The following is a 24647-nucleotide window of genomic DNA, read 5'->3' on the forward strand; positions in this document are numbered from 1 at the left end:
CTAATTTCAGTGCTGTTCATGTCATCACGTTCAGGGAAAAGATGTCGATACGCCGTTTATGCCACCCGAAGCCCCTCCGTTTGCTGAGCCTGGCCGCGCTGCTGGCGCTGGCGGGCTGTACCAGCAAAACCACCACCACCTCGCCGGCGGCGCGCCCCGCCGACGTCAAAGCGCGACTGATGACGCTGATCCCGGCCAATGCCGGCGATCGTCAGGGTTGGGCCACCGATATCACCGCCGCGTTCGCCGCGCAGGGCATTGAGCCGAGCGATGAGAACCTGTGCTCGGTGCTGGCGGTCACCGAACAGGAGTCGACGTTCCAGGCTAACCCGCAGGTGCCGGGGCTGCCGAAGATCGCCTGGAAGGAGATCGACCGCCGTGCCGATCAGATGCATATCCCTAACTTTTTGGTGCATACCGCGTTGAAGATCTCGTCGTCGAACGGCCAGAGCTACAGCGAGCGCCTGGATAAGGTGCGCACCGAAAAGGATCTGAGCGATATCTTCGATGACATGATCGACCGCGTGCCGATGGGGCAGAAGCTGTTCGGTCATTTGAACCCGGTTCATACCGGAGGCCCGATGCAGGTGAGCGTCGCCTTCGCCGAGGCGCATGCCAAAGGGTATCCTTATCCGGTTGACGGTTCGATTCGGCGCGAAGTCTTCAGCCGACGTGGCGGCATGTACTTCGGCATTATGCATTTGCTGGGGTACCCGGCCGACTATAGCCGGCCAATCTACCGCTTCGCCGACTTCAACGCCGGCTGGTATGCCAGCCGCAACGCGGCGTTCCAAAACGCGGTCAGCCGGGCGAGCGCCATTCCGCTGGCGCTGGACGGCGATCTGATCGACTTTGGCAGCGACAAGCCCGGCTCCACCGAGCTGGCGGTGCGCACGCTCGGCAAGCGCCTGAACATGAGCGACAGCGCCATTCGCCGGGCGCTGGAGAAAGGCGACACGGCCGACTTTGCCGATACCGACCTGTATAAGAAGGTCTATGCGCTGGCGGGCGGCAAGCTGCCGCGCGAGATGCTGCCGGGCATCCAACTGGAAAGCCCGAAAATCACCCGTAAGTTGACTACCGCCTGGTTCGCCAAGCGGGTGGATGAACGCCGCCAGCGCTGCATGGCGCGCGCCGGCGGTTAACCCTAAAGAAAACGCCGCCGGTGGCCTGAGTCACCGGCGGCGCGATCGCGCATCAGGCGCTGCGGCGCGGGTTGGTCAGGCCGAAGTTAAAGCTGTTGCAACGGTTGCAGAACTCTTTCATCACCGGCGGCGTGTCCATCATCGGCACTTTCACCTCGATAAACGCCAGCCTATCCTGCCGCGAGGCGTGTTCCAGGGCCATTTCCAGCTGTTGCGTGGTTTCCACCGCCACGCTGAACGGCTGCGATCGAGTATTCAGCACCGCCGGCAGTTTGGCGTAGTCCCACGGGCTGATGTCGTTGTAGGACGAGCTTTCGCCGAGGATATAGCGTTCGATGGTGTAGCCGTCGTTATTGATCAGGAAGATGATCGGCTTTTGCTCGCAGCGCAGCAGGGTGGACACTTCCTGCGCGGTCAACTGGAAAGAGCCGTCGCCGATGAACAGCAGGTGGCGGCGTTCAGGGGCCGCCATCAGGGTGCCGAGCAGCGCCGGCAGGGTATAGCCGATTGAGCCCCAAATCGGTTGGTTGACCACCTTGACGCCGTCCGGCATGCGCATGCCGCCGATGGCCGCGCCGGAGGTGCCGTTTTCCACCACCACCACGTCATCCGCCCGGATGAAGCGTTGGATGCGCCGCCACAGATAGGCCTGGTCGATAGGCGCGTCGCTCGGCGTCGCCAGCTTCTCATGTGGGCTGGCCAACGGCGCCAGGGGCTGCGCCGGCGCGTCTTCGCTCAGATCCAACAGTGCCTGCAGCAGATCCGCCGTCGACACCGCCGGGTAGGAGGTGTTGTCCAGCTTCATTGAGAACGGTTGGATGTCCACCTGAGCGGCGGCGGGAATGTGCTGGGAGAAATAGCCGGTGGTGGAATCCACCAAACGCACGCCGAAGCTCAGCACGCAGTCCGAGTGGGCCATGTGTTCATACAGTTCGGGGCGCGACAGATTGCCGCTGTAGCCGCCCATCCAACCGGCGGTGTTTTCCGGGATAATGCATTTGGCGGTGGGCATATTGGTCAGCGGAATGGCGAAGCGGTGAGCGACCGCGATGACCAACTGCTGCAACTGGTAGCGATCCACCATTTGATCGACCAATATGATTGGGCGCTGTGCGCGTTTGATTTTGGTTAACAGCGCCATCGCCGCTAATTGCACATTGTATTTATCGCTGGCCGGTAATTGCGGTGCCGCCGCCGCCGCGGCGATTTCAATTTCCACATCGCAAATATCCGACGGCAGCTGTAAATACACCGGTTTCTTCTCTATCCAGGCGCGGGAAATAACGCGTGGGATTTCTTGTGCGGCATTTTCCGGCGTAATCAAGGCTTGCGCAACGGTGAATTGTTTAAAGCAGTTCATGACGTTGTCGAAATTGCCATCGCCCAGGGTATGGTGCAACAGCTGGTGATTTTTCATCGCATGCAGCGGTGGCGTGCCGGCGATGCAGATAACCGGCGAAGATTCGGCATAGGCCCCGGCGATGCCGGACAGCGCGGCCAGATCGCCGACGCCGTAGGTGACGATCAGCGCGCCGGCGCCTTTCATTCGGGCGTAACCGTCGGCGGCGTAGGAGGCGTTCAATTCATTGCAGTTGCCGACAAACGCCAGCCGCTCGTCGTTTTCCAGCAGCTCCAGCAGGCTGAGATTATAGTCGCCGGGCACGCCGTAAATACGATCGACGTTCAGGGCGTGAAGCTGTTGCAGAATGAATGACCCGATAGTTATTTTCATTGATTGCTCCGAATTATTTATCTTTATTTTGTCAGGCGAAAATCAGCAAAAATAAATTGCTGGCGATGTTGTGTCGTTAGCATTAACAGTTATTTAAAGTGTCGGCTTGTTCAAGACAGGCGTGGCAGCCGATGAATAGGCGGTTTGTATTCGGCGCTTTACGCGATTGAATGATGTATAAATAGTGTGGTTATTATGCAGGAGGACGGTGCGGTATTTTTCCCTGGCGGTATATCGACAGAAAAATGGCGGCGTATTGGCATTTATCATGATGCAGGGCGAATCATCCGGTACTTTTGACGCCGCGTTAAATCCCATCGGGTGGCGTAACGCTACTTTGCTGGTAAAGAAAGGCAGAAGCCGGCGCAAAGAGGCATTTTGGTGATCCACCGCACGCTTATTTCATGAAACCATTGCGCAACCAATCAAAAACAAAAAATTAACAATGTCGCTTTTTTATTCGCGTCGTGTTGTCAGTTTTATTTTACGGGGCTGCAATGCGCGCCGCCTCGGGCCGGCGTAAACAAGCGTCGTTACGGGCGCTAATATAACGTGGCGACCATCACATTCCTTGGGGCCGATACGTAAACTTTTCTCTACGTGCGCCTGGATGGCGTATACCTACCAAAGGGCCTGCGTCCCAGCGGGGGTCGTCTGAGGGGGAAATAGCCATGAAAAGCTATCGACATGTGCTGGTGCTGATCCACGACGAGCGTGATGGGTTGCCGTTGCCGCGCGTCACCCTTCGGCGTTTTAAAATCGACTGTTCGGCCTTATTCTCTGGCGTTCGTGAACCGCCTCGATGTCGATGTGTTGGTCAAGCACCTGGCCCGCGAGTAGCGAACGACAAAGCGGACTTTTCCCACGGTTTTGCCGTCCGAAAGGCGCTAACATGCAGATGTCGGTGCAACCCGTTATAAACCAATGCGAATTTTCCGATGCTAAGCTTAACCAAGGCGAAACGGGCGTTGGATAAATTGGATACAGCTTGATCTTGCCTGGGCTATCGGTAAAAATCTTCGGCCGTATTTTTACAGGAGCTTTACCATGTTTCTCAAACGGACTCTGTTGGCATGTTCTCTGGCGTTGATATTTCCTGCACTGCCTTCTTACGCTGAGGTTAGTACAGAAAGTGGCAATACCGCGCAGGCCGAAAAACCGGGTCTATGGCAGCGCTTTACCCATAACGTGTCGGAGACCTGGAACAATTCGCCGAACCACGATCTCTATATTCCGGCCATCACCTGGCATAACCGTTGGACTTACGATGACGAACATATCGATAAGTACAACGAGCGCCCGTGGGGCGCCGGTTACGGCATCTCCCGCTACGACAGCGACGGTGACTGGCACGGCATCTACATCATGGCGTTCAAGGACTCCTTCAACAAGTGGGAGCCGATCGGCGGCTACGCCTACGAGAAGATCTGGCGTCCGTTGGATGACAAGGATTTCCGCCTGGGGCTGGGTTTCACCGCCAGCGTCACCGCGCGCGATAACTGGAAATATATTCCTATCCCGGCGCCGCTGCCGCTGGCTTCTATCGGCTATCAGCGGCTGACGTTCCAGGCGACCTACATTCCCGGCACCTATAACAACGGCAACGTGTTCTTCGCCTGGCTGCGCTGGCAGTTCTAAACTTCCTGAATTCCGAAAAACGGCGCGGCGGCGAGATAAAAGGAACTTGTCGCCGCAGGCGGCGTCGGAGAGGTATCCCGGCGCGCTGCGCCGATTGCATGCCGTTCTTACAGGAGTTTTATCACTATGATCACCAAACATCGTTTACTGCTGGCTTTGGCGCTGTCCGCGACCCTGGCCAGCGGCGCCACCCAGGCCGCCGGTCTGATGGATTCTCTCAGCAGCGCGGCGGGCGAACTGAGCAAGTCTGGCGGCGAAAGCGGCGGCGGCATGTCGCTCTCCTCGTTGACCGGCCTGCTGAACGGCGGCGACAAGGCGTTAAGCTCCAGCAGCATGACCAACGCCGCCGGCATCCTGCAGTACTGTGTGAAGAACAACGTGCTGTCGGCTAACGGCGCCGAAGGGGTGAAAGATCAGTTGCTCAGCAAACTGGGCATCACCAGCACTGAAAACGCCAAGAGCCAGGATTATCAGCAGGGCCTGGGTGGCTTGCTGCAGACCGGTGAAGGCAAGAGCCTGGATCTCAACAGCCTGGGCACCTCGCAGATCACCGAGAAGGTGAAGCAAAAAGCCTGCGATCTGGTGCTGAAACAGGGCAAATCCTTTATTTCATGATCAACCCACGGCGGAGCGTTCCGCCGTGGGTATTTTGCATAAGCTGGAAAAATGAAAAAAACGTTGATGCTTTCCCTGTTGGCAGGGATGACGATGTTGCAGGGGTGTTCCGTGAAATCCAACGATGCGCCGCCACCGCCGCAGGTGAAACCGATCGGCATGGCGAATCCGGCCGACGTGTATTGCACCAAAATCGGCGGCAAGCTGAACGCCAAAGAAAACGCGGCGGGCCAGTATTCGACCTGTACGCTGCCGAATGGGCAGGAAATTGAAAGTTGGGAGCTGTTCCGCCGCGATCATCCGGTGAAAAAGTAACCTCTGCGGCGCCGGCGACTCTGCCCGGCGCCCGATCAGAATTGCCGATCGCCTATCGACTGCAGCTGCAGGCTGCCGTCCTTTTGCAGCGATAACGGTATGCGCCAATCGCTCCGTTTATCCAGGTTGAACGGCCTGGAGCGGAACATGCAGCCGGTCTTGATGTTCTTGATTTTCATCACGTGTTCCGCATCCGCATTCATTTTAACCTCGAAGCTGCCGGCGGCCGGAATAAAGACTTCCGCCAGCTGCTGCGGCGCGGCGGGCGTTTCCATTTTGACCAACACCGCGAAATCGTTGCCTTGATTGTCCAGCGTCAGCCGATGCAGGCCGGTTGCGGGCAGGCCGGTCGGCTGATGCAGATAGCCGGCTGACGCGGGCCAGGGTTGCCCGGCATTATCGTGCAGCGGCCCGCCGCATTGCTCACGTGCTTCGCGCTGCGGCATTTCGCGCTTGATGGCGCGGTTGTAATCGGTGGGGGCGGCGAGGCTGAATTCGTCGTCATACTGGTGGGTGAGCAGATAGCGCTTGACGCCGAGCACCCCGAGGGCGACCAGCATGAAGAACAGAAATACCCTCAGGCGATTTTTAAAAATCAGCCCAAACAGCTTCCCGGGTAATTGAAACAGCCACCTTGCGATCGTCAATAACATCGTTTTCCCTTTACGCCCAAGCCGTTACGTCTGCGGTAACTTCGCTTGCCTCAGTATAGCCAAAGCGTTGCCACCGGGCGGCATGCGCCATGAAATTCCTGTTTTTTTATCCTAAACCTTCTTCCAACAGCAACAGCAGCAGGAAGCCGGCAAAGAACATCGCGGCGGCGAACGGGGTTTCCTTTCCGCCTTCATGCGCTTCGACCAGCAGCTCTTCGGTCACCAGGTAGAGCAGGGCGATCAGGCCAAAGGCCAGAAAGGCGGTCAGCCAAAATGCGCCCAGCATGGCCACCGGCGCCCCCAGCAGGCCGCCGATGGGCAACAGCAGCGCCAGGCCAACTATCGCCGCCATGACGCGCAGCCGCCTGCCGAGAAAGTCTTGCAAATCGCCGACGATCGACAATCCCAGGAACAGCACTTCCAGCGTTAACGCCAGCGTCAACAGCAGGCCGGCTTTGGCGCCGGCCGCGAAGGCAATGCCCAGCACCAGCCCATCGATAAAGATATCGACGCCGACCGCGGCGATAAAACCGACCGGCCCCTGCGCTTTTTCGCCCAGACGCCGAACCAGCAACATTAACAGCACCCCCACAGCGCCGCCCAGCAACACCGCCAAAGGCGACTGCTGTTTGAGATCGGGCAAGATTTCGGTGGCGGCGGCGGCGAACACGATGCCGGCGGTAAAGTGATGGATGACGCGCATCGCGGCGTCGCCGGGGCGGCGATAGAGCGCCACCGCTGCGCCGACGACGGTGGCTGCGGCGGGAAACAGCGTATAAAGCACGGCGGAGGTCATCGCGTCATAATCCCTTATCTGTGATGTCACTTTCAGTCTAGACGAGCGCCGCCGCTTGAGTGTTGCCAAAAAAGTGTTTGTTCGATCGTGTACGTTTGTGTACATTCATGATCACTTTAGCATCGCCGGATTGACATGATGTCCAAACTGTTACCGAATGAGCGCCATCAGGCCATTCTCGACACGCTCCGCCAACAGGGGCGAGTGCTGGCTCTGGAGATGGCGCAGCGGCTGAATACCACCGAAGCGACCATCCGCCGCGACCTGCGTCAGCTGGCGGCACAGAATCTGTGCAAACGCATCTATGGCGGTGCGCTGGCGCCGACGCCGGCCGAAGGCCCCGTTGCGGCGCGCATTGCCCTCAGCGGTGATGAGAAGCTGGCGCTGGCACAGACCGCGCTGGGGGTGATCGGCGAAGAACAGCTGATCTTCCTTGATGCCGGCAGCACCCACCTGTATCTGGCGGATCTGTTGCCGCGCGATCGGCGTTTGACGGTGGTAACCAATGCGTTGAGCATCGCCGGCAAAATGCTGGAACGGCCGGGGATCCGCACCATCCTGATCGGCGGCGAACTGGATGCGCAGGTCGGCGGCTGCGTGGACGCCAAGGCGGCGGAAGAGATCGACGGATTTCATTTCGATCTGGTGTTCACCGGCATTTGCGCCTACGACCCGGCCGGGGGCTTCTCCGCGTTGAGTTACCAGGACGCCACGTTCAAAAAGCGGTTGCTGACGCGCGCCGGCAGCGTGGCGGTGCTGTGCACCCGCGACAAACTCAATACCTACGCCCCTTACCCCTTCCTGCCCGCCGGGCGGGTGGATCATCTGGTGACGGCGCGCGGCGCGCACCCGCAGCTTGAGCAGCAGGTGGCGCAGGGCGGCGGCCAGATCTGGCACAGCGATTTATCGACCGGAGAATGATGATGAAAATAGCCCATGTTGCCCTGTGGACCCGTGACATCGACGCGCAGCTGGCGTTCTGGCAGCGCTATTTCAACGGTGAAGCGGGAGAGGAGTACGTCAGCCGCAATCGGCCGGGGTTCGTTTCCCGCTTCGTCAGCCTGGCGGCCGGGCCGACGCTGGAGATCATGCGCGTGCCGACGTTGCTGCCGGCGCAGGCGCAGGAGGAGCGGGTGGGCTGGGCGCACATCGCGCTGTCGCTGGGGGATGAGCGGCAGGTCGATCGGTTGGCGCAGCGCGCACGGCAGGAGGGCATCTTGCTGTCCGCGCCACGCTGGACCGGCGACGGCTTCTACGAGGCGGTCATTCGCGATCCGGACGGCAACGCGATCGAAATCACCGCCTGATTACTCTTCTTCAATGCTGGCGAACTGCTCACCCAGATAGTCGAGCAGCAGCCGCACCGCCGGCAGCAGGCCGCGGCGCGACGGGTAGACCGCGTGCACCACGCCGCCCTGCGGCTGCCAGCCAGGCAACAGTTGCACCAGCTCGCCGCGCAGCATGTCGTCGCGCATCATCATCGCCGGCAGTTGTACGATGCCGGCGCCGGCGATGGCGGCGGTGCGCAGCATCAGCATGTCGTCGGTGACCAGCCGCGGCGTGTGTTCCCACTCCACCCGTTCACCCTGCGGGCCGGTCAGCCGCCATTGGTGCTGAGCGCGCGCCGGGCCGAGATCGAGCGTCGGGTATTTACGCAGGTCTTCCGGCGTTTGCGCCGGCCCGAGGGTGCGCACCAGCGCCGGGCTGGCGGCGACGCACCAGGTGCGCTGCGCCAGGATCTTCAGCACCAGATCGCTGTCCTCCAGCGGCGGCGGCCGCACGCGGATCGCCAGATCCAACCCTTCCCCCACCACGTCCACCCGGCGGTTGGTGGCCTCCAGATGCACCGTCACCTTGGGATAATCGGCCATAAAGGCCGCCACCATGCTGCCGACGCGAGTGTGCAGGATCGCCACCGGGCAGGACATGCGCACCGTGCCGCAGGGCTCGGCGCGCGTCTGCTCGATCGCCTGCTGCGCGGCTTCCGCTTCCACCAGCATCGCCTTGCAGTGCGCGTAATAGGTTTGGCCGACCTCGGTCACCGAGAAGCGCCGCGTCGAGCGTTGGATCAGGCGCACGCCCAGCCGCTCTTCCAGCAGCGCCACGCGGCGGCTGAGTTTGGATTTGGGAATGCCCAGCGCCCGGCCGGCGGGGGCGAATCCCTGGTGATCGACCACGCTGGCGAAGAAAAACAGGTCGTTCAGATCGGTCAGCATCGCATCCCTTATCGTTCTACCAGTAGAACGCTGAGTGTACATCTTGCCTACTACTGCAGCAAACCCCGGCGGATTAAACTTCTGACATCAACTTAAGGCCGTGAGGTCTGAAACGGGAGTTCAAGATGAAAAAAATCCTCGGTATTCACAACAGCCCGGAAGCACATTGGGTCGGTAACGGTTTCCTGGTGAATTCGCTGTTCTCTTATAACGATTTGGGAGCGGAAATGAGCCCGTTCCTGCTGCTGGATCACGCAGCGCCAACCAAATTCCGCTCCGCCTCCGGCACCCGTGGCGTGGGTCAGCACCCGCATCGCGGGTTTGAAACGGTGACCATCGTCTATCAGGGCGAAGTGGAACACCGCGACTCGACCGGCAGCGGCGGGGTGATTGGCCCCGGCGACGTCCAGTGGATGACCGCCGCCTCCGGCATTCTGCACGAAGAGTTCCATTCGCGGGACTTCTCGCGCAAGGGCGGCACCATGGAAATGGTACAGCTGTGGGTCAACCTGCCGGCCAAGGACAAAATGGCCGAGCCGGGCTATCAGACGCTGCTGAACGCCGATATTCCGGTGGTTCCTCTGGCGGACGGCGCAGGGCAGGTGCGGGTGATCGCCGGTGACTTTGGCGGCCACGCCGGCCCGGCGCGCACCTTCAGCCCGCTTAACGTGTGGGACATGAAGCTGAATGCCGGCCATACCACCACGCTGACGGTGAAAGAAGGCCATACGCTGGCGCTGGTGATGCTGCACGGCGCGATCCTGGTTAACGGTGAAGACGTGGTGCGCGAAACCCAAATGGTGCGTTTCGACCGGGCGGGGGATTCGATCACCATCGAAGCCAACAACGACGTCGCGTTGTTGGTGCTGAGCGGCGAACCGATCGATGAGCCTATCGTCGGCTACGGCCCGTTCGTCATGAACAGCGACGCGGAAATCCAGCAGGCGTTCCGCGATTTCAACAGCGGCAAGTTCGGCAGCATGAACGCCGAAGCGAGCGCCGGTTGAACCTTGGCGCCTGGGGCGGACAGTGTTCCCCGGCTCAGGCGCTACACTTAAACCTCAACGCCCCGCCCTGCGGCGGGGCGTTTCATCCGCAACATCAACCCCACAGGAGTAAAACCATGACTGCAAATTACAAGCGCCTCGACAAAGACCAGGCCGCCGTATTGCTGGTGGATCATCAGGCAGGGCTGCTTTCGCTGGTGCGTGATATCGATCCCGATCGGTTTAAAAACAACGTGCTGGCGCTGGGTGATTTAGCGAAGTACTTCAACCTGCCGACCATTCTCACCACCAGTTTCGAAAACGGCCCCAATGGCCCGCTGGTGCCGGAACTGAAAGCCCAATTCCCCGATGCTCCCTTCATTCCTCGCCCTGGCCAGATCAACGCCTGGGACAACGACGACTTCGTCAAGGCGGTGAAAGCCACCGGCCGCAAGCAGCTGATCATCGCCGGCGTAGTGACCGAAGTGTGCGTGGCATTCCCGGCGCTGTCGGCGCTCAATGAAGGTTTCGAGGTCTTTGTGGTGACCGACGCCTCCGGCACCTTCAATGAGCTGACGCGTCAGTCGGCCTGGAGCCGCATGGAGGCCGCCGGCGCGCAGCTGATGACCTGGTTCGGCGTCGCCTGCGAGCTGCACCGCGACTGGCGCAACGACATCGAAGGCCTGGGCACGCTGTTCTCCAACCATATCCCGGACTACCGCAATCTGATGACCAGCTACAACACGCTGACGAACGGCAAGTAACGCAACGGCCCTTTACCCAACCTTTTGCCTCTCATCACGTTAAGCGCGTGTAAGCAAAGCGCAGCGGGGCGAAAAGGTAGCGAAAAGCGGCTTTCTCATGGGCCGGGGGCGGGGTAGCGTAATCCCGAACCCGGCAAATGAGGCTAATTCAATGAAACAAGCAATCAAGATCCTGGCGCTGCCCTGCATGGGCATGGCGCTGTTGTTCAGCGCGAGCGCGATGTCTGCCCCCGAGGCGCCTGCGGCCAAAGCGTTGCCGCCTGTGGCGGATGAACCGATGCGCATGCCGCCTTTCCCGGGCGGGCACCCGCCCAAGCCGGGGTTCTGCCGCGGCGGTGAGCTGTTCTGCGCCACCTCGGCCAGCGACAATCCGGTGGAAACCATCAACAAACTGACGGCGGTGATCCCGGCGGGCAGCGCCAAACATTACGAAGTGCGCGTCGCGGTGGTGGCGGTGCCTGACGCACCGCCCGGGCCTTAACACGCCCCGTCATCCCGCTCTGGCCTGGGCGCACCAGGCGCGTTAGGCTAAGGCGAGCATTTTTCGGGAGGCGGGATGACCCCTTTATCACAGTTGCCTTATCTGCAGCCCGGCGATCGCGCGTTGTTGTTCGACGGCGAATGCAACCTGTGTCATGGGCTGGTGAGATACCTTGTTCGCGCCGATCGGCAGCGGCGCATTCTGTTGGCGACGGTGCAATCCGTCGAAGGGCAGGCAATCCTGCAGGCGCTGGGATTGCCGACCGACCGTTTCGATTCCGTGGTCTATGTGGAACAGGGGCGCTGTTGGCTGCGTTCGGCGGCGTTGTTTCGGGCGCTGCGCCAAGTGGGATGGCCGTACCGCGCGCTGGCGCTGGCGCGTTTCCTGCCGCCGCGACTGGCGGACAAGATCTACGATGCGGTCGCCGGCAATCGCTACCGGCTGTTTGGCCGCAACGACGGCAGCGGCCTGCCGGGTGCCGACCAGCCCGGGCGCTATCTGCCTCGGCGGCGGGAGCCGCCGGCCTGAGCTTTACGCTTCTTTACCATCCAACCGCTTGAAATATCAGCACTCCAGCTCCATATAATGGGTCATTCAGCCAACAAGGAGCGCGTATGGGAATCAGTGAAGAAGAGCACATCCGCCGTTTGACCCAAGAGAAAAACGACATGGGCAATACGGCGAAATGGGTGGCGATCGTTTCCGCCGTCTACTTTGCCTTGATGGTGTTTTATGGCCATCCAACCGGCGTATTGGCGATGTCGGGCGCGGTATTCATTGTCTCTACCGCCACCTGGTTGAAAAAGCGCCAGAAGGTCAAATCTTACCGCATGGCGTTGGCCAAAATCAGCGACGATCAGCCCTGATAGTCGCAGCGCTTTAGCGTATACACCAGGCTCGGCGCCGCGCCGGGCACGTCATCCAGCGTATCCACCCGCTGCATGCCGATCTTTTCCAGCACTCGCCACGACGCCTGATTCTCCGCACGCACAATGGCGGAAATCTCCCCCAGCGCCAATCCGACAAAACCGTATTGCAGCGACGCCCGCGCCATCTCGGTGGCCAATCCCATGCCCCAGACGCGAGTATCGAAGCGATAGCCGAGGTTCACGGTGCGCTGCGCCCCGAGCGGTTTCCGGGACAATCCGCCAAAGCCGATAATCCAATCCGGCCGTTCGCGCAGAGCGATCGCCCAGGAACCGTAACCGTGTTGTTGCCACCCGGAAATCCTCTCTTGCAGCGCCGATGCGGCCTGCGCTTCGCTGGTGAGTGGGCCGGCGGGATTGAAACGCTGCGTTTGCGGATCGCCGAAGATGGCGTAGAAACGCGCGAGATCCGCCATCACCGGTGGGCGCATCTGCAGGCGTTCGCTGAAGAAAGGAGTGGAAGGATTAAAGCTTGTCATCGTTTCTCTCTGCTGGATAAATGAACAGTGTTCACTGTAGACCAGAATGGCGAAACGGGAAATCCCCCTCTGCGGGTGAGAGGGGGCGAAGGGAATTACAGGAAGGAGTCGTCGTCGTCGCTGTAATCGTCGTCGGCGTAGTCCGTGTCGTCCTGATAGTTGGCGTTCTGGAAGCCGTTGTCCTGGTTGAGGAAGCTACCGCCATCGCCGTTGTTGAAGGTATCCAGGTTGTTGGAGGCGTCGAAATTGCGCATTGCGCTGTCGTCCAGCGGCGCCGGGGTTTCCTCGATAATATTTACGATTTCCTGTGGTTGCGAATGGCGGAACATGCCGGTCAGCATGTCGGCCAATACCACGCCACCGGCGACGCCCGCCGCCGTTTGCAAGGCGCCTCCCAGGAAGCCGCCGGCGCGTGAAGGCGCCGCCTGCTGCGGTGGGGCATAGGCCGGTTGCTGCGGCTGCTGTGGCTGCTGCGCGTTGTTCCAGGCCGCCGTATTTTGCTGCTGCGCCTGATACTGTTCGCGCGGGCTTGGCGTACTGCGGCTGCCGCCGCCGAACAGGCCGGCCAGGAAGCCGCCACTGCTCTGCTGGCCGTTGGCGGTTTGCTGCAGCTGCGCCACCTGGGCCTCCAGCTCTTTGACCCGCTGATCCATCTGCTTGAGCGCCGCTTCCTGAATAATCATCGCCTGCGCCATGTAATAAGGGGCGGAAGGCTGCTCGCGAATATGCTGGTTGATTTGCTGCTCTGCCTGGAGATCCCGTGGGCCCGTCTTGGTCTCGGCTTCTTTCAGGCGGCCAAACAGACCATCGATAAGGCGTTGTTCTTCGGATTGCATAGGAGTACCTCAGGAGATAAATAACGGTGCTGGATGATCACTATCATCGGTATCAATTACCCTAGCGCGTTTACATGAACCAATAAATAAATGGCGGGTAAACCTGCCTATGAATTTGTTACCAATTGCGGCAGCGGGATCAGCATCACCAGCTTCAGACCGGCGTGCTCCGCCGGATGGAAGGTGAGTTGGCGATAGCGCAGCGCGCCTCGCTGAGGATGCTCGAACGCTCTTTCGCCGCCTTCGCGCGCCATGACGTCATGTTGCTTCCACCAGTGATTAAAGTCCGCGCTGTTGTGCGTCATGTTGCGCACGAAGGCGCGCATCTCTTCGGTATTTTGATGATGGCTGGTCTCGGCGCGAAACTCGGCCACCACGCGGCGCGCGCGCTCTTCCCAATCGCTGACCAGCGTTTTCGCCAACGGGTGGAAGAACATGAAGTGCAGCAGGTTGGGGCTGTTGGCCACATCCAGCCAGCCGCTGAACAGCGCCGCCGCCTGCGGATTCCAGGCGACGACGTTCCAGCTCACGTCCAGCAGATAGCAGGGCACCGTCATCTGATGCACGCTTTGCAGCACCGCGTCATTGGCGGTTTCTCGGTGCGCTTCCTGCTCGGGGTCGGCGATACGCGCCAGGGTAAACAGGTAGTGGCGTTCGGCCGGGCCGAGCCGCAGCGCTTTGGCGATGCGCGCCAGCGTGAAAGGAGAAATGGACACCTCGCGGCCCTGTTCGATCCAGGTATACCAGGTGGCGCTGATGCCGCTGATTTGCGCCAACTCTTCGCGGCGCAGGCCGCTGGTGCGGCGGCGCGAAGAGCTGGGCAGGCCGATCATTTCCGGCGTGATGCGTTCGCGGTGCGCGCGCAGAAACGCGCCGAGGGCTTTTGGCCCGGATAAGGCTTCTGATGACATAGCATGGTACCTATTTATACCAGGATAACTGCTCATATTGTACCCGTATAGTAGCCTGATTATAGTAGCCGAAAGCCTTCAGGCACAGGCGCAAGCCGGATAATAACAGGAGCAAACATGAGCAACAGCAACAGCCATAACAATGCGGTAGACCGGCAGTTCGGCGAGCAGGCCAATGCCTATTTAACCAGCGCGGTGCATGCGCAGGGCAAGGATTTGCAACGTCTGGCGCGGTTACTGGCGCCGCACGCCGAAGCGCGCCTGCTCGATCTGGGCTGCGGCGCCGGGCATGCCAGCTTCACCGCGGCGGCCAGCGTGTCGCAGGTGGTGGCCTACGATCTGTCGGCGCAAATGTTGGCGGTGGTGAAGCAGGCGGCGGCGGAAAAAGGCCTGAACAACATTCAGCAGCAGCAGGGCGTGGCGGAGTCTTTGCCGTTTGAGGACGCCAGTTTCGATCTGGTCATCAGCCGCTATTCGGCGCACCACTGGCGCGATGTCGGCCAGGCGCTGCGCGAGGTCAGGCGGGTACTCAAACCGGGCGGCAGCGCGATCTTTATGGACGTGGTCTCGCCGGGGCACCCGCTGCTGGATATCTACCTGCAAACCGTGGAAGTGCTGCGCGACACCTCGCACGTGCGCAACTATGCGCCGGGCGAGTGGCTGACGTTGCTGACCGAGGCCGGGCTGGTGGTACGCGAGGTGACGTCGGATCGATTGACGCTGGAGTTCGGCAGTTGGGTGGCGCGCATGCGCACGCCGGCGCATTTCGTCACCGCGATCCGCGCGCTGCAGCAAAGCGTGTCGCAGGAGGTGGCGGAGCATTTCGCCATCCAGCCGGACGGCTCCTTCACCAGCGATATCATGATGTTTGAAGTGACGAAGGGCTGAAAGCAACGGGGCAGCCGATGAAGGCTGCCCCGTGAAACGCGTCGACTGCGATACGCTTATTTTTTGTCTTCCAGCAGGCAGCGGTAGATCAGGCCGCCGATAATGCCGCCGACCAGCGGCACCAGCCAGAACACCCACAGCTGCTGCAGCGCCCAGGTGCCCTGGAAGATCGCTACGCCGGTGCTGCGCGCCGGGTTGACGGAGGTGTTGGTCACCGGGATGCTGATCAGGTGGATCAGCGTCAGCGTCAGGCCGATAGCCAGCGGGGCAAAGCCTGCCGGCGCGCTCTTGTCGGTCACGCCATGAATAACGATCAGGAAGAAGGCGGTCAGCACCAGCTCAATCACGATTGCGGCTTGCAGAGAGTAACCGCCCGGTGAGTGTTCGCCGTAACCGTTGGAGGCGAAACCGCCTGCCGTGGCGTCGAAACCGGCTTTGCCGCTGGCGATCAAATACAGCACCGACGCTGCGGCGATACCGCCGATCACCTGTGCGATAACGTAAGGGATCACGTCTTTCGCCGCGAAACGGCCGCCGGCGAATAAGCCGACGGTGACCGCCGGGTTAAAATGCCCGCCGGAAATATGGCCGACGGCATAGGCCATCGTCACTACGGTCAGACCGAAAGCGAGCGCGACGCCGAGGAAACCAATACCCAGCTGTGGGAATGCCGCTGCCAATACTGCGCTACCACAACCACCAAACACCAACCAAAATGTGCCAAAAAATTCAGCAAAAAGTCGCTTTGACATAGATTCCATCCTGCGGAATAGACTAACGGGCGTTAGCACTAAAAACTATAGAACAGCTTTTTAAGTTCATGCAGATATTCTATAGAATTTTCTTAATGCACCTTGAATAACGGCGGTATTAAATCCCTGACATTTTATTTTGTCTATGAGAAAAACACCGTTTTTCGCCGTGTTGACGCGCGTTTGCCGATTTTTTTATCTTTGCTATAAGAATTTACCCTAAGCAAAACGGCGGGCTATTTTCGGGCGGTTTTTTCCAGCGGTTTTCTCCATTCAATACGCTCAGGTTAATTGCTCATTTCTATTTGCCAGCCAACCTTATTGCCTGATGTGCATTTGACGAATTGCCTATTGTCATCTAAGTGTCATGCTAAATTAATATCGTCTTCTGCCTGACAACGCTTCATTTAACCTCGGGTAAAAAATATGAAAATAAAATCGCTCTCCCTGCTGTTGGCTTCACTGTTTCCGGTATTGGCTCACGCTGCCGACATTGAGGTGGCGCGTTATGTGGTCGGCTTCCCCGGCGGGGAACGCGTCGCCTATCAGGGGGCGTCCGCCAAGCATTTCCCGCAGGGATTGCCGGTAGGGATCGGCTCCGGGTTGATGTTCAACAAGAAGCAGGGCGACGATTTGGTGCTGACGACGCTGACCGATCGCGGCCCGAATGCCGATGCCCCGGCGGTAGGCAAGCAAGAGGCCAAGATTTTCGCCAATCCGCAATTCACGCCTCTGTTGATGGACATTCGTATCGGCGGCGGCAAGGCCGTAGCCGAGAATGCGCGGCCCTTGCACGACGAAAAAGGGCCGATCGGCGGGCTGCCGTTGCCGGGCGAGCTGATTGGTTCTACAAACGAAGTGGCGTTGAACGACGCGTTGCAGCCGCTGTCCGGCGATCGCCGCGGGTTGGATACCGAAGGGGTGACCGGTGACGGCAACGGCGGCTATTGGCTGTGTGATGAGTACGGCCCGTTTCTGATCCATATCGACGGCAAAGGTAAAATCCTCGCCAAATATGGCCCAACGCCGCAGGCCGGCGAACAAGCGGTGGCGGGCGGTTTGCCGAACATCCTGAAATGGCGTCAGCCCAACCGCGGTTTTGAAGGATTGACCCGGATGCCGGACGGGCGAATTCTGGCGGCGGTGCAGAGCACGCTGGATGTCGATGGCAAAAGCAAAAACAAGGCGCAGTTTACCCGGCTGGTGAGCTTCGATCCGCGCAGTGGCAAAACCGCCATGTACGGCTATCCCATCGATATCGACAGCTATAAAAAAGCCAAAGACGCCAAAATTGGCGATGTCGTGGCGTTGGACAACCAGCGCATCCTGTTGATTGAACAGGGAATCGGTAAAGATAAGTCGATGATAAACAAGATCTATCTGGTGGATCTCGCGCAGGCCAGCGATCTGAGCGCGTTTGACGGCCAGGGTAAAGCGCTGGAGTTCGACGATGCGAAAGATCTGGCTAAACGCGGCGTGAAGCTGGCGCAGAAACGGGAAGTGGCGGATCTGCGTCAGTTGGGCTGGCGCCAGGAGAAAGCGGAAGGGTTGGCGCTGATCGACGATCGCACGCTGGCGGTGATCAATGACAACGATTTCGGCTTGCAGGCCACGCTGGTGGATGCGTCGCCAAAGAGCAAGAAAATCGGCGACTATCAGCTGGAGAAAGGAGGGCGGTTGAGCCTCGACGGTGACAAAACCGACGCCTGCATCGAATTGCGCCCTCTGGAGCAGCCGGAATCGCTGAGTGAGCTCTGGGTGCTCACCTTGCCGCAATCCTTGAAGTGACCGACATCGGGGGCGATTGCGCCCCCGTCAGACCGTTGACAAAGGAGGAAAAAACGTGGTTTTTCCTCCTTTGTGGCCATCAGCCGAAAATCAATAAATTGATTTTCCTTGTTTTTTTATCCGCTGCTCTCTGCAAACCCGGTAATGGCATGAGGTTTGTCATCAATCTCACAGCGGGGGCGGTGACGCCCCCGTTTGATTCAGGCTTGCGCGTGCCGCTGCGGCGCTTTGCCGCGCGAGATGCTCTCCCACGTCGCCACCACCACCATGATCAGCGTCGTCAGGCCATTGACCATCAGCAGGTCGGTTAAATAGGCGATCGGGGCCAATACCGCCAGCGCCAGCAGCCCGACCAGATGCGACAGCGGGAAGCGGCGATACACCAGCCGTTTGTACAGCGCGTTGGCGAACAGGTAAATCGCCGGGCCGAGCAGCAGCACCGCCGCCGTGGCGTGTTGGATGCGTCCGTCGGGCTGGGCGATCACCAGCTCGTTGGCCACGGCGCAGACGATGATCGCCCCCACCAGCGCGACGTGCACATAATGGAAATAAGCGCCCAGCTGGCCGGGATTTTCCGCCTGGCTGATGGCGTGGCTGCCGGCTTTGCTGCTGGTGTCGAAGTAAACCCACCACATCGCCAGGCTGCCGAGAAAGGCCACCAGCGAAGCGATGAGCACCGGCAGGCTCCAGCTTTCCATTTCGCTCAGGGTGGCGCCGGTGATCAGAATGGTTTCCCCCAGCGCCACGATCACGAACAGCTGGCAGCGCTCCGCCAGATGGTGGCCTTCGATGGTCCATTCGCTGCTGCTGTCCGAGCGCCCCAGCACCGGCAGGCGAAAACCGAACATCGGCGAGACGTATTCGCACAAGACGGCGATCGCCCACAGCGCCAGGCGAGCATGGCCTTCCGCCAGCCCGCCGGCGATCCAGAAGACGGCGGAGATGCACAGCCAGCCGAGAATGCGGCGAAAGTTTTGTTTTAACGGATGATCGGGCGCCAGCAGGCGCAATACCGTGGCGGAGCGCCCGACCTGAATGGCGACGTAGAACAGGGCGAAGATCAGACCGCGTTCGCCAAACGCCTGCGGCAACGCGGCGGCGGCGAACAGCCCCAGCAGCATGATCGCGAACAGCAACAGGCGGATCTGGCGGGTATCCGGATTGAACCAGTTGGTGACCCAGGCGGTGTATTGCCAGGCCAGCCAGACGGCGAACCACAGCAGCAGGGTTTCCAGCGCGCCGGTCAGCGTCAGGTGATGCAACAGATAGTGGGAAAGTTGGGTCACGGCGAAAACGTAGATCAGATCGAACAGCAGCTCGGAAAATGAGACCGACGCGCCCTGACCGTCACGCACGCGCAGCAGGTTTTGCGACATAAGCGTTCTTCCTTAAAAGGGTAAGCCACAAAATTCAGCGTAGCTCAGCGCGCTCCGGCGGGTAAAAAATCTTAAATAGACGCGGCGCGCATTCTTTATCACGCGCCGTCTTTAATTGTTCATCAAATAGGGGTAAGGTGAAGCCTATAAAGTCATTCTCGCCTGAAAATACACACCCGCTCTCACTTCCTCCTTATTCTCCTCACAATGATTGATGTTCTTTACGTTGCATGACGTCCGTTTTCATTGGCTAGCGGATAATTAACATCACTGACAACGAGCGAATAAACAAGAACACCTGGAGTCAATCATGAAACTTATCCCAAGCATCGCAGCCGTATTGATCGCCGCCGCTTCATTTTCCACTTTCGCCGCGCCGCTGTCGTCGGTAAAACAGGTCAACAGCGAGCAGGCTGCCAATCTGCAAAGCCTCGGCGTCGTGTCGGTTTCCGGCGTTAGCGGCTCACCGCATGACGCCATCACCGCCCTGAAAGAAAAAGCCGCGGCGGACGGCGCCAGTCATTATCGCATTATCGGTCTGGACACCCCCGGGGACTCCAGCAACTGGCGCGGCAATGCGGAAATTTATCGCTAAGCGTTAGCTTTTTACCCTCTGGCCGCGGCAACGCGGCCAAAAAATAAACGGTCGCAATAATTATCTGAACGGTCGGCGCATAAACCGCTTATTCTCAGATCATTATTGCGACCGTTTTTCTTTGCGCGCCGCTGACAAGGTTGCATTTTATTACAACTGTGTCCGCCGCTTTCGGAATCATGTTAATGATTACTTAAGAAATTCGGCTCACATTGAGGGCTTAACCCAAGGAGGCCTCAATGTTAAATGCGACCCGACTGCAACTGATGAATCACTTCGCTTACCTGCAGCAATTTATGGCTTCACCGCGCACCGTCGGTACGCTGGCGCCTTCTTCCCCGTGGCTGTGTCAGGCGATGCTCAATCAGGTTGAATGGACCCGGGCGCTGTCGATCGCGGAACTGGGCGCGGCGGACGGCGTGCTGACCAAACGCATTCTGGGGCGGATGCGCGCCGATGCGGCGCTGGAGGCCTTCGAGATCCAACCCCATTTCGTGCATCGGCTGCGCGGGATTGACGATCGGCGGCTGCAGGTGATGGGCCATTCGGCGACCCGGATGGCCACGGATTACGACGTGGTGTTTTCCTGCCTGCCGCTGCTGTCGATCCCGGTCAGGATCAGCGTGCGCATTCTTCAGCAGGCCCGGCAGCGGCTGCTGGCGCGCAACGGCACGCTGGTGCTGTTCCAATACAGCCACCTGTCGGAAAAATTGCTGTCGCGCTATTTTCACTGGAAGCGCCTGCGGGTAGTGCGCAACTTCCCGCCGGCGCTGGTGTATGTCTGTACGCCGCGTTAGCTACAGTTTTTTCTCCATCACCACCACCTCTTCGTCATGCTGCCGCCGGCGCTCCAGAGGTTGCCAACCCCAGCCGGCGTACAGCGCTTCCGATTTGTCGGTAATGAGATGCAGAACCGAGTGATGGCGCTGCCGCGCCGCCTCGACGATGGCCATTTCAAGACGGTGGGCGATGCCCTTGCGGCGGTGATCGGGATGCACGAAGACGCCGGCCAGCCACGGGGTGAGATCCTGGCGCTGATGGTCGTCGCTGGGCCATAGGCTGGCCATGCCCACCGGACGATCGCCGTCGATCATCATCAGCGTCAGGTGGTCGTCGCCCGGTCGGCTGCATTGGGCGAAACGCAGCTGGGTGCGCTCCAGCGAGCCGCCGCGCTGTGAACCCCACTGGCCGAATGCCCAGGCGGCGCATACATCGGCAAACTGCGGGCAATCCGACAGCGGAATGATGCGTTGAGTCATGGAGGTCTCCCGGTTTTTAGCTGTTTCCCCGTTCTATTTAACCGATTTCCCCGCCATTTTTTTAACTTTTTAAAGCCGTTATTTTAGCGGTTTCGCCGTGTTTGCCGCACGCCCGGCGCCGTTTCCCGGATTTCTTTTGGCAATGGCGGCGCGGGATTGCAAGTGCTAATGAGAGTGATTATCATGCGCACACTATTTCCCCCTTTCGGCTCAATCATGCGCAATTTCCTCATTTTACTGCTGCTTTCTCTGTGGTTCGGCGTGTTCTCCGCCCAGGCGAAGACGGTGACCGATATCACCGGCCGTCAGGTTGTGGTGCCGGACAATCCGCAGCGCATCGTGGTGGGGGAGAGCCGCATGTTGTATACGCTGGCGCTGCTGGAGCCGGGCAACCCGGCGCAGCGCATCGTCGGCTGGCCGGCGGATCTGGCGCGTTTCGATGCGCAAAGCTGGCAGCTTTATACGCAGCAGTTTCCGCAGATAGCCCAGATCCCCGTCATCAGCGGCAATAACTTTCGCCAGGTCAATGTCGAAAGCCTGCTGCAGCTGAAACCGGATCTGGTGATCCTGGCGCGCTATGCGCGTGAAGACGGCGACAACGATCGGTTGGTTTCTGCGTTGAACAAGGCCGGCGTGGCGGTGATCTACGTCGATCTGCGCATCGATCTGCTGAACAACACCGTGCCGAGCGTGCGGCTGCTGGGCGACGTGCTCAATCGCCGGCAGCGCGCCGAGCAGTTCATCCAGTTTTATCAGCAGCATATGGCGGTGATTCAGCAACGTCTGGCGGGCTATCAGGGGCCGAAGCCCAAAGTGATGCTGCACCTGCATCTGGGGCGGCGCGACACCTGTTGCACCACCGCCGCGCACGGCAACCTTGGCGATCTGCTGACCTTCGCCGGCGGTGACAACATCGCCAACGCCAGCGTCAAAGGGGTGTATGGCGAGCTGAACCCGGAAACCATTCTGAGCGCCAATCCCGACGTGTACCTCGCCACCGGCATGGCTGGGCCGCAGGGCAAACGGCTGTCCGATCTGCGCCTCGGGCCGCAGGTCAGCCGCCAAGAGGCCGCTGACAGCTTCCGCCGGCTGATCGCCAAACAGCCGATGCTGACCAACCTGCAGGCGGTGAAAAACCACCGCGCCTGGAGCGTCTGGCACAACTTTTACCTCAGCCCGTACCACGTGGTGCTGGTCGAGGTGTTCGCCAAAGCGTTTTACCCGGATCTGTTCGCCGACATCAACCCGCAGCAGACCTTCCAACAGCTTTATCAGCAGTTTTTGCCGTTACCTTTTTCAGGGACCTATTGGAGTCAGTTAGATAATGAATAACAACAAACGCGGTTGGTGGTGCGCATTGCCGTTGGCGGCCTGCGCGACATCGCCGACGTGGGCGGCGGAAAAAACCGCGTCGCAGGAAGAAAACCTGGTGGTGATCGGCCGCAAAGACGCCGACGGCGTGCAGAGCTATCAGCCGTTGACCAGCGTCACCGGCACCCGCAGCGAAACCAACCTGCTGAACGTGCCGCAGGCGATCGACGTGGTGCCGCAGCAGGTGATTGCCGATCAGACGGTCAGCAGCCTGGATGAAGCGCTGTACAACGTCAGCGGCATTACCCAGGCCAACACACTGGGCGGCACCCAGGACGCGGTAATGAAACGCGGTTTCGGCGACAACCGCGACGGCTCCATTCTGCGCGACGGCGTGCGCTCGGTGCAGGCGCGCAACTTCACGCCGACCACCGAGCGGGTAGAGGTGCTCAAGGGGCCGGCTTCGATGCTGTACGGCATGGGGGAACCGGGCGGCATGATCAACATGATCACCAAAAAACCCCAGCTGCAGCAGCGCACTCATGTGGAAGGCTGGGGCAGCAGCTTCAACGGCGGCGGCGGCCAGCTCGACGTCACCGGGCCGCTCGGCACGTCGGGATTCGCCTATCGCATGATCGTCGATCACGATGAAACCGACTACTGGCGCAATTTCGGCCGCAACCGCCAGACGGTGATCGCGCCCTCGTTGATGTGGTATGGCGAGAACACCACCGTGCGGCTGGCCTATGAACATATGGAATATCGGGTGCCGTTCGATCGCGGCACCATTATCGATTCGCGCACCGGCAAACCGGTGAATACGCCGCGCGATCGCCGTTTCGACGAAGCCTATAACGCCACCCGCGGCGATCAGGACAGCATCACTCTGCAGATCGATCAAACGCTCAACGAACGCTGGAAAAGCTCGCTGACCTACGCCTATAGCCGCAACAGCTACAGCGACAACCAGGCGCGCGCTACGGCGCTGAATCCGGTGACCGGCGTGTTGACTCGCCAGGCCGACTCGACCGCCCATGCCGTCAGCCACGCCAACGCGGTACAGTTGACGCTCAATGGCGACGTGGACTGGGGGCGCATCAACCACCAGATGCTGTTCGGCTTCGATTTTGAAGATAACCGCACCTACCGCGGCGACATGATCCGCGGCAAAAAGAACAGCGATTTCAATATCTATCATCCGGTATATGGCCTGATGCCGCCCTCGACCGCGGTCAGCGCCAAAGACAGCGATCAGCGGGAAAATCTCACCAGCTACGGCTGGTTTATGCAGGATTCTATCCAACTGACCGATAAATGGCTGGTGATGGGCGGGCTGCGCTACGACGCTTTCGACGTCTATGCCGGCAAGGGGCGGCCGTTCCAGACCAATACCGACAGCTCGGACGGCAAGCTGGTGCCGCGCGCCGGGGTGGTGTACAAGCTGACGCCTTACGTGTCGCTGTACAGCAGCTATACCGAGTCGTTCAAGCCGAACTCTTCCATCGCCACCCAGATTGATTCGCTGCCGCCGGAGCAGGGCAAGTCGTGGGAAGTCGGCGGCAAGCTGGCGCTGCCGAACGGTGTTACCGGCACGTTGGCGCTGTTCGACATCACCAAGCGCAACGTGATGGTCAGTGAGCTGGTGGAGGGCGAAACCGTGACGCGCACCGCCGGGCGCGTGCGTTCGCAGGGCGTGGAGCTGGACGTGGCCGGTAATCTCACCGACTCGCTGAGCCTGATCGGTTCCTATGCGTATACCGACGCGCGCGTGGTGGACGATCCGGACAACAAGGGCAAAGAGATGACCAACGTGGCGCGCCATACCGCCTCGCTGTTCCTGACCCAGAACCTCGGCAGCCCCGGCCTGTACAGCGGCGATGAGATGCGTATCGGCGCCGGTGCGCGCTACGTGGGCCGCCGCCCGGGCGATGCCGCCAACAGCTTCAATCTGGATAATTACACCGTTGCCGATGCGTTCGCCGCTTACACCATGCCGATCAACGGCTATCGGGTGAAATGGCAGCTGAACGTGAAGAACCTGTTCGACAAAACCTATTACCCGTCCAGCGGCGGCAATTTGCGCGTGGCGGTGGGGGAACCGCGTGAGGTGGTGCTGCGCGGCAGTATCGATTTCTGAGCCGCGGGCGGTGAAATTTGCTTAAATAACCGCCCCAACGTTAAGGAG

General features: G+C 59.9%; 27 protein-coding genes. 17 read left to right on the forward strand and 10 right to left on the reverse strand.

Annotated features, from left to right (window positions below):
• The first annotated feature begins 41 nt into the window (after positions 1–41).
• Entirely contained in the window at positions 42–1145 is a 1104-nt protein-coding gene (locus tag ACORQT_RS04495; RefSeq protein ID WP_033651045.1) for a DUF1615 domain-containing protein, read from the forward strand.
• Between the two features lie 52 nt (positions 1146–1197).
• On the opposite strand, the gene ACORQT_RS04500 is transcribed toward ACORQT_RS04495, so the two are convergent.
• On the reverse strand, positions 1198–2877 hold the full coding sequence (locus tag ACORQT_RS04500; protein WP_147838743.1) for an alpha-keto acid decarboxylase family protein: 1680 nt from the start codon (positions 2875–2877) through the stop codon (positions 1198–1200).
• Between the two features lie 1047 nt (positions 2878–3924).
• Here ACORQT_RS04500 and pagP point away from each other — a divergent pair.
• The 3 genes from pagP to ACORQT_RS04515 all read left to right on the forward strand — a co-directional run bounded on the left by pagP (position 3925) and on the right by ACORQT_RS04515 (position 5445).
• Positions 3925–4515 (forward strand): lipid IV(A) palmitoyltransferase PagP, encoded by a 591-nt coding sequence (gene pagP, locus ACORQT_RS04505; protein WP_033642007.1) that lies wholly within the window; start codon positions 3925–3927, stop codon positions 4513–4515.
• Positions 4516–4641: 126 nt separating this feature from the next.
• On the forward strand, positions 4642–5130 hold the full coding sequence (locus tag ACORQT_RS04510) for a DUF2501 domain-containing protein (RefSeq protein ID WP_033642008.1): 489 nt from the start codon (positions 4642–4644) through the stop codon (positions 5128–5130).
• Positions 5131–5181: 51 nt separating this feature from the next.
• Complete coding sequence (locus ACORQT_RS04515) at positions 5182–5445, forward strand: putative hemolysin (RefSeq protein ID WP_019454261.1); 264 nt, start codon at positions 5182–5184, stop codon at positions 5443–5445.
• A 35-nt stretch (positions 5446–5480) separates the two neighbouring features.
• Here the strand turns inward: ACORQT_RS04515 and ACORQT_RS04520 are convergent, their stop codons facing one another.
• Entirely contained in the window at positions 5481–6098 is a 618-nt protein-coding gene (locus ACORQT_RS04520; RefSeq protein ID WP_033642009.1) for a hypothetical protein, read from the reverse strand.
• 106 nt (positions 6099–6204) lie between these two features.
• Entirely contained in the window at positions 6205–6894 is a 690-nt protein-coding gene (locus tag ACORQT_RS04525; RefSeq protein ID WP_033651048.1) for a hypothetical protein, read from the reverse strand.
• 138 nt (positions 6895–7032) lie between these two features.
• On the opposite strand from ACORQT_RS04525, the gene ACORQT_RS04530 reads away from it, so the two are divergent.
• Both ACORQT_RS04530 and ACORQT_RS04535 read left to right on the forward strand, forming a co-directional pair.
• The gene (locus tag ACORQT_RS04530; RefSeq protein WP_033642011.1) at positions 7033–7815 is read left to right on the forward strand and encodes a DeoR/GlpR family DNA-binding transcription regulator; all 783 of its coding nucleotides are present in this window, start codon (positions 7033–7035) and stop codon (positions 7813–7815) included.
• Between the two features lie 2 nt (positions 7816–7817).
• Positions 7818–8201, forward strand: a complete 384-nt coding sequence (locus tag ACORQT_RS04535; protein ID WP_033642012.1) for a VOC family protein — start codon at positions 7818–7820, stop codon at positions 8199–8201.
• Here ACORQT_RS04535 and ACORQT_RS04540 read toward each other — a convergent pair whose 3' ends face one another.
• On the reverse strand, positions 8202–9110 hold the full coding sequence (locus ACORQT_RS04540; RefSeq protein WP_004940584.1) for a LysR family transcriptional regulator: 909 nt from the start codon (positions 9108–9110) through the stop codon (positions 8202–8204). It lies immediately after the preceding gene.
• Positions 9111–9235: 125 nt separating this feature from the next.
• Between ACORQT_RS04540 and ACORQT_RS04545 the strand changes: the two genes are divergently transcribed.
• The 5 genes from ACORQT_RS04545 (at position 9236) to ACORQT_RS04565 (ending at position 12207) form a co-directional block, all read left to right on the forward strand.
• On the forward strand, positions 9236–10117 hold the full coding sequence (locus ACORQT_RS04545; RefSeq protein ID WP_016928920.1) for a pirin family protein: 882 nt from the start codon (positions 9236–9238) through the stop codon (positions 10115–10117).
• A gap of 116 nt (positions 10118–10233) precedes the next feature.
• Positions 10234–10860, forward strand: coding sequence for an isochorismate family cysteine hydrolase YcaC (gene ycaC / locus ACORQT_RS04550; RefSeq protein WP_004928476.1), 627 nt, complete (start codon positions 10234–10236; stop codon positions 10858–10860).
• A 151-nt stretch (positions 10861–11011) separates the two neighbouring features.
• A complete protein-coding gene (locus tag ACORQT_RS04555) occupies positions 11012–11341 on the forward strand; it encodes a hypothetical protein (protein WP_042783760.1) in 330 nt (109 codons plus the stop codon).
• A 75-nt stretch (positions 11342–11416) separates the two neighbouring features.
• Positions 11417–11869, forward strand: a complete 453-nt coding sequence (locus ACORQT_RS04560; protein ID WP_042783761.1) for a thiol-disulfide oxidoreductase DCC family protein — start codon at positions 11417–11419, stop codon at positions 11867–11869.
• Positions 11870–11955: 86 nt separating this feature from the next.
• Entirely contained in the window at positions 11956–12207 is a 252-nt protein-coding gene (locus tag ACORQT_RS04565) for a hypothetical protein (protein WP_033642017.1), read from the forward strand.
• Here ACORQT_RS04565 and ACORQT_RS04570 read toward each other — a convergent pair.
• The 3 genes from ACORQT_RS04570 to ACORQT_RS04580 all read right to left on the reverse strand — a co-directional run bounded on the left by ACORQT_RS04570 (position 12198) and on the right by ACORQT_RS04580 (position 14493).
• Positions 12198–12746 (reverse strand): GNAT family N-acetyltransferase, encoded by a 549-nt coding sequence (locus ACORQT_RS04570; protein ID WP_042783762.1) that lies wholly within the window; start codon positions 12744–12746, stop codon positions 12198–12200. The two genes, ACORQT_RS04565 and ACORQT_RS04570, sit on opposite strands and share 10 nt — an antisense overlap.
• A gap of 95 nt (positions 12747–12841) precedes the next feature.
• A complete protein-coding gene (locus ACORQT_RS04575) occupies positions 12842–13582 on the reverse strand; it encodes a DUF2076 domain-containing protein (protein WP_197749707.1) in 741 nt (246 codons plus the stop codon).
• Positions 13583–13689: 107 nt separating this feature from the next.
• Positions 13690–14493, reverse strand: coding sequence for a helix-turn-helix transcriptional regulator (locus ACORQT_RS04580; RefSeq protein ID WP_033642020.1), 804 nt, complete (start codon positions 14491–14493; stop codon positions 13690–13692).
• 117 nt (positions 14494–14610) lie between these two features.
• On the opposite strand from ACORQT_RS04580, the gene ACORQT_RS04585 reads away from it, so the two are divergent.
• Entirely contained in the window at positions 14611–15381 is a 771-nt protein-coding gene (locus ACORQT_RS04585; protein WP_197849856.1) for a class I SAM-dependent methyltransferase, read from the forward strand.
• A gap of 56 nt (positions 15382–15437) precedes the next feature.
• On the opposite strand, the gene aqpZ is transcribed toward ACORQT_RS04585, so the two are convergent.
• A complete protein-coding gene (gene aqpZ, locus ACORQT_RS04590) occupies positions 15438–16133 on the reverse strand; it encodes an aquaporin Z (protein ID WP_444859329.1) in 696 nt (231 codons plus the stop codon).
• A 426-nt stretch (positions 16134–16559) separates the two neighbouring features.
• Between aqpZ and ACORQT_RS04595 the strand changes: the two genes are divergently transcribed.
• Positions 16560–17921, forward strand: coding sequence for an esterase-like activity of phytase family protein (locus ACORQT_RS04595; protein WP_444859330.1), 1362 nt, complete (start codon positions 16560–16562; stop codon positions 17919–17921).
• Positions 17922–18121: 200 nt separating this feature from the next.
• On the opposite strand, the gene ACORQT_RS04600 is transcribed toward ACORQT_RS04595, so the two are convergent.
• Positions 18122–19297, reverse strand: a complete 1176-nt coding sequence (locus ACORQT_RS04600; protein WP_047025781.1) for a low temperature requirement protein A — start codon at positions 19295–19297, stop codon at positions 18122–18124.
• Positions 19298–19607: 310 nt separating this feature from the next.
• On the opposite strand from ACORQT_RS04600, the gene ACORQT_RS04605 reads away from it, so the two are divergent.
• Together ACORQT_RS04605 and ACORQT_RS04610 are read left to right on the forward strand one after the other, a co-directional pair.
• A complete protein-coding gene (locus ACORQT_RS04605; RefSeq protein ID WP_033634035.1) occupies positions 19608–19892 on the forward strand; it encodes a YdgH/BhsA/McbA-like domain containing protein in 285 nt (94 codons plus the stop codon).
• Between the two features lie 239 nt (positions 19893–20131).
• The gene (locus ACORQT_RS04610; RefSeq protein WP_033642027.1) at positions 20132–20689 is read left to right on the forward strand and encodes a class I SAM-dependent methyltransferase; all 558 of its coding nucleotides are present in this window, start codon (positions 20132–20134) and stop codon (positions 20687–20689) included.
• On the opposite strand, the gene ACORQT_RS04615 is transcribed toward ACORQT_RS04610, so the two are convergent.
• Positions 20690–21151 carry a GNAT family N-acetyltransferase gene (locus tag ACORQT_RS04615; protein ID WP_033651058.1) on the reverse strand — a complete coding sequence of 154 codons (462 nt, stop codon included), beginning with the start codon at positions 21149–21151 and terminating at the stop codon, positions 20690–20692.
• 216 nt (positions 21152–21367) lie between these two features.
• Here ACORQT_RS04615 and ACORQT_RS04620 point away from each other — a divergent pair, with 216 nt between their 5' ends.
• The gene (locus ACORQT_RS04620; protein ID WP_046688335.1) at positions 21368–22483 is read left to right on the forward strand and encodes an ABC transporter substrate-binding protein; all 1116 of its coding nucleotides are present in this window, start codon (positions 21368–21370) and stop codon (positions 22481–22483) included.
• Positions 22476–24599: a TonB-dependent siderophore receptor gene (locus ACORQT_RS04625; RefSeq protein ID WP_444859331.1), complete on the forward strand. Its 2124-nt coding sequence runs from the start codon at positions 22476–22478 to the stop codon at positions 24597–24599. Before ACORQT_RS04620 ends, ACORQT_RS04625 begins: the two co-directional genes overlap by 8 nt.
• The last annotated feature ends 48 nt before the right edge of the window (positions 24600–24647 follow it).

The organism is Serratia sp. (in: enterobacteria) (assembly GCF_052400455.1).
GTDB classification, from domain to species: Bacteria; Pseudomonadota; Gammaproteobacteria; order Enterobacterales; family Enterobacteriaceae; genus Serratia; species Serratia ureilytica.

Excerpts from the sequence above, each read along its gene's own strand:
- ACORQT_RS04495 (WP_033651045.1), top strand. The coding sequence starts at position 42 with ATGTCGATACGCCGTTTATGCCACCCGAAGCCCCTCCGTTTGCTGAGC.
- ACORQT_RS04500 (WP_147838743.1), bottom strand. The coding sequence starts at position 2,877 with ATGAAAATAACTATCGGGTCATTCATTCTGCAACAGCTTCACGCCCTG.
- pagP (WP_033642007.1), top strand. The coding sequence starts at position 3,925 with ATGTTTCTCAAACGGACTCTGTTGGCATGTTCTCTGGCGTTGATATTT.
- ACORQT_RS04510 (WP_033642008.1), top strand. The coding sequence starts at position 4,642 with ATGATCACCAAACATCGTTTACTGCTGGCTTTGGCGCTGTCCGCGACC.
- ACORQT_RS04515 (WP_019454261.1), top strand. The coding sequence starts at position 5,182 with ATGAAAAAAACGTTGATGCTTTCCCTGTTGGCAGGGATGACGATGTTG.
- ACORQT_RS04520 (WP_033642009.1), bottom strand. The coding sequence starts at position 6,098 with ATGTTATTGACGATCGCAAGGTGGCTGTTTCAATTACCCGGGAAGCTG.
- ACORQT_RS04525 (WP_033651048.1), bottom strand. The coding sequence starts at position 6,894 with ATGACCTCCGCCGTGCTTTATACGCTGTTTCCCGCCGCAGCCACCGTC.
- ACORQT_RS04530 (WP_033642011.1), top strand. The coding sequence starts at position 7,033 with ATGTCCAAACTGTTACCGAATGAGCGCCATCAGGCCATTCTCGACACG.
- ACORQT_RS04535 (WP_033642012.1), top strand. The coding sequence starts at position 7,818 with ATGAAAATAGCCCATGTTGCCCTGTGGACCCGTGACATCGACGCGCAG.
- ACORQT_RS04540 (WP_004940584.1), bottom strand. The coding sequence starts at position 9,110 with ATGCTGACCGATCTGAACGACCTGTTTTTCTTCGCCAGCGTGGTCGAT.
- ACORQT_RS04545 (WP_016928920.1), top strand. The coding sequence starts at position 9,236 with ATGAAAAAAATCCTCGGTATTCACAACAGCCCGGAAGCACATTGGGTC.
- ycaC (WP_004928476.1), top strand. The coding sequence starts at position 10,234 with ATGACTGCAAATTACAAGCGCCTCGACAAAGACCAGGCCGCCGTATTG.
- ACORQT_RS04555 (WP_042783760.1), top strand. The coding sequence starts at position 11,012 with ATGAAACAAGCAATCAAGATCCTGGCGCTGCCCTGCATGGGCATGGCG.
- ACORQT_RS04560 (WP_042783761.1), top strand. The coding sequence starts at position 11,417 with ATGACCCCTTTATCACAGTTGCCTTATCTGCAGCCCGGCGATCGCGCG.
- ACORQT_RS04565 (WP_033642017.1), top strand. The coding sequence starts at position 11,956 with ATGGGAATCAGTGAAGAAGAGCACATCCGCCGTTTGACCCAAGAGAAA.
- ACORQT_RS04570 (WP_042783762.1), bottom strand. The coding sequence starts at position 12,746 with ATGACAAGCTTTAATCCTTCCACTCCTTTCTTCAGCGAACGCCTGCAG.
- ACORQT_RS04575 (WP_197749707.1), bottom strand. The coding sequence starts at position 13,582 with ATGCAATCCGAAGAACAACGCCTTATCGATGGTCTGTTTGGCCGCCTG.
- ACORQT_RS04580 (WP_033642020.1), bottom strand. The coding sequence starts at position 14,493 with ATGTCATCAGAAGCCTTATCCGGGCCAAAAGCCCTCGGCGCGTTTCTG.
- ACORQT_RS04585 (WP_197849856.1), top strand. The coding sequence starts at position 14,611 with ATGAGCAACAGCAACAGCCATAACAATGCGGTAGACCGGCAGTTCGGC.
- aqpZ (WP_444859329.1), bottom strand. The coding sequence starts at position 16,133 with ATGTCAAAGCGACTTTTTGCTGAATTTTTTGGCACATTTTGGTTGGTG.
- ACORQT_RS04595 (WP_444859330.1), top strand. The coding sequence starts at position 16,560 with ATGAAAATAAAATCGCTCTCCCTGCTGTTGGCTTCACTGTTTCCGGTA.
- ACORQT_RS04600 (WP_047025781.1), bottom strand. The coding sequence starts at position 19,297 with ATGTCGCAAAACCTGCTGCGCGTGCGTGACGGTCAGGGCGCGTCGGTC.
- ACORQT_RS04605 (WP_033634035.1), top strand. The coding sequence starts at position 19,608 with ATGAAACTTATCCCAAGCATCGCAGCCGTATTGATCGCCGCCGCTTCA.
- ACORQT_RS04610 (WP_033642027.1), top strand. The coding sequence starts at position 20,132 with ATGTTAAATGCGACCCGACTGCAACTGATGAATCACTTCGCTTACCTG.
- ACORQT_RS04615 (WP_033651058.1), bottom strand. The coding sequence starts at position 21,151 with ATGACTCAACGCATCATTCCGCTGTCGGATTGCCCGCAGTTTGCCGAT.
- ACORQT_RS04620 (WP_046688335.1), top strand. The coding sequence starts at position 21,368 with ATGCGCAATTTCCTCATTTTACTGCTGCTTTCTCTGTGGTTCGGCGTG.
- ACORQT_RS04625 (WP_444859331.1), top strand. The coding sequence starts at position 22,476 with ATGAATAACAACAAACGCGGTTGGTGGTGCGCATTGCCGTTGGCGGCC.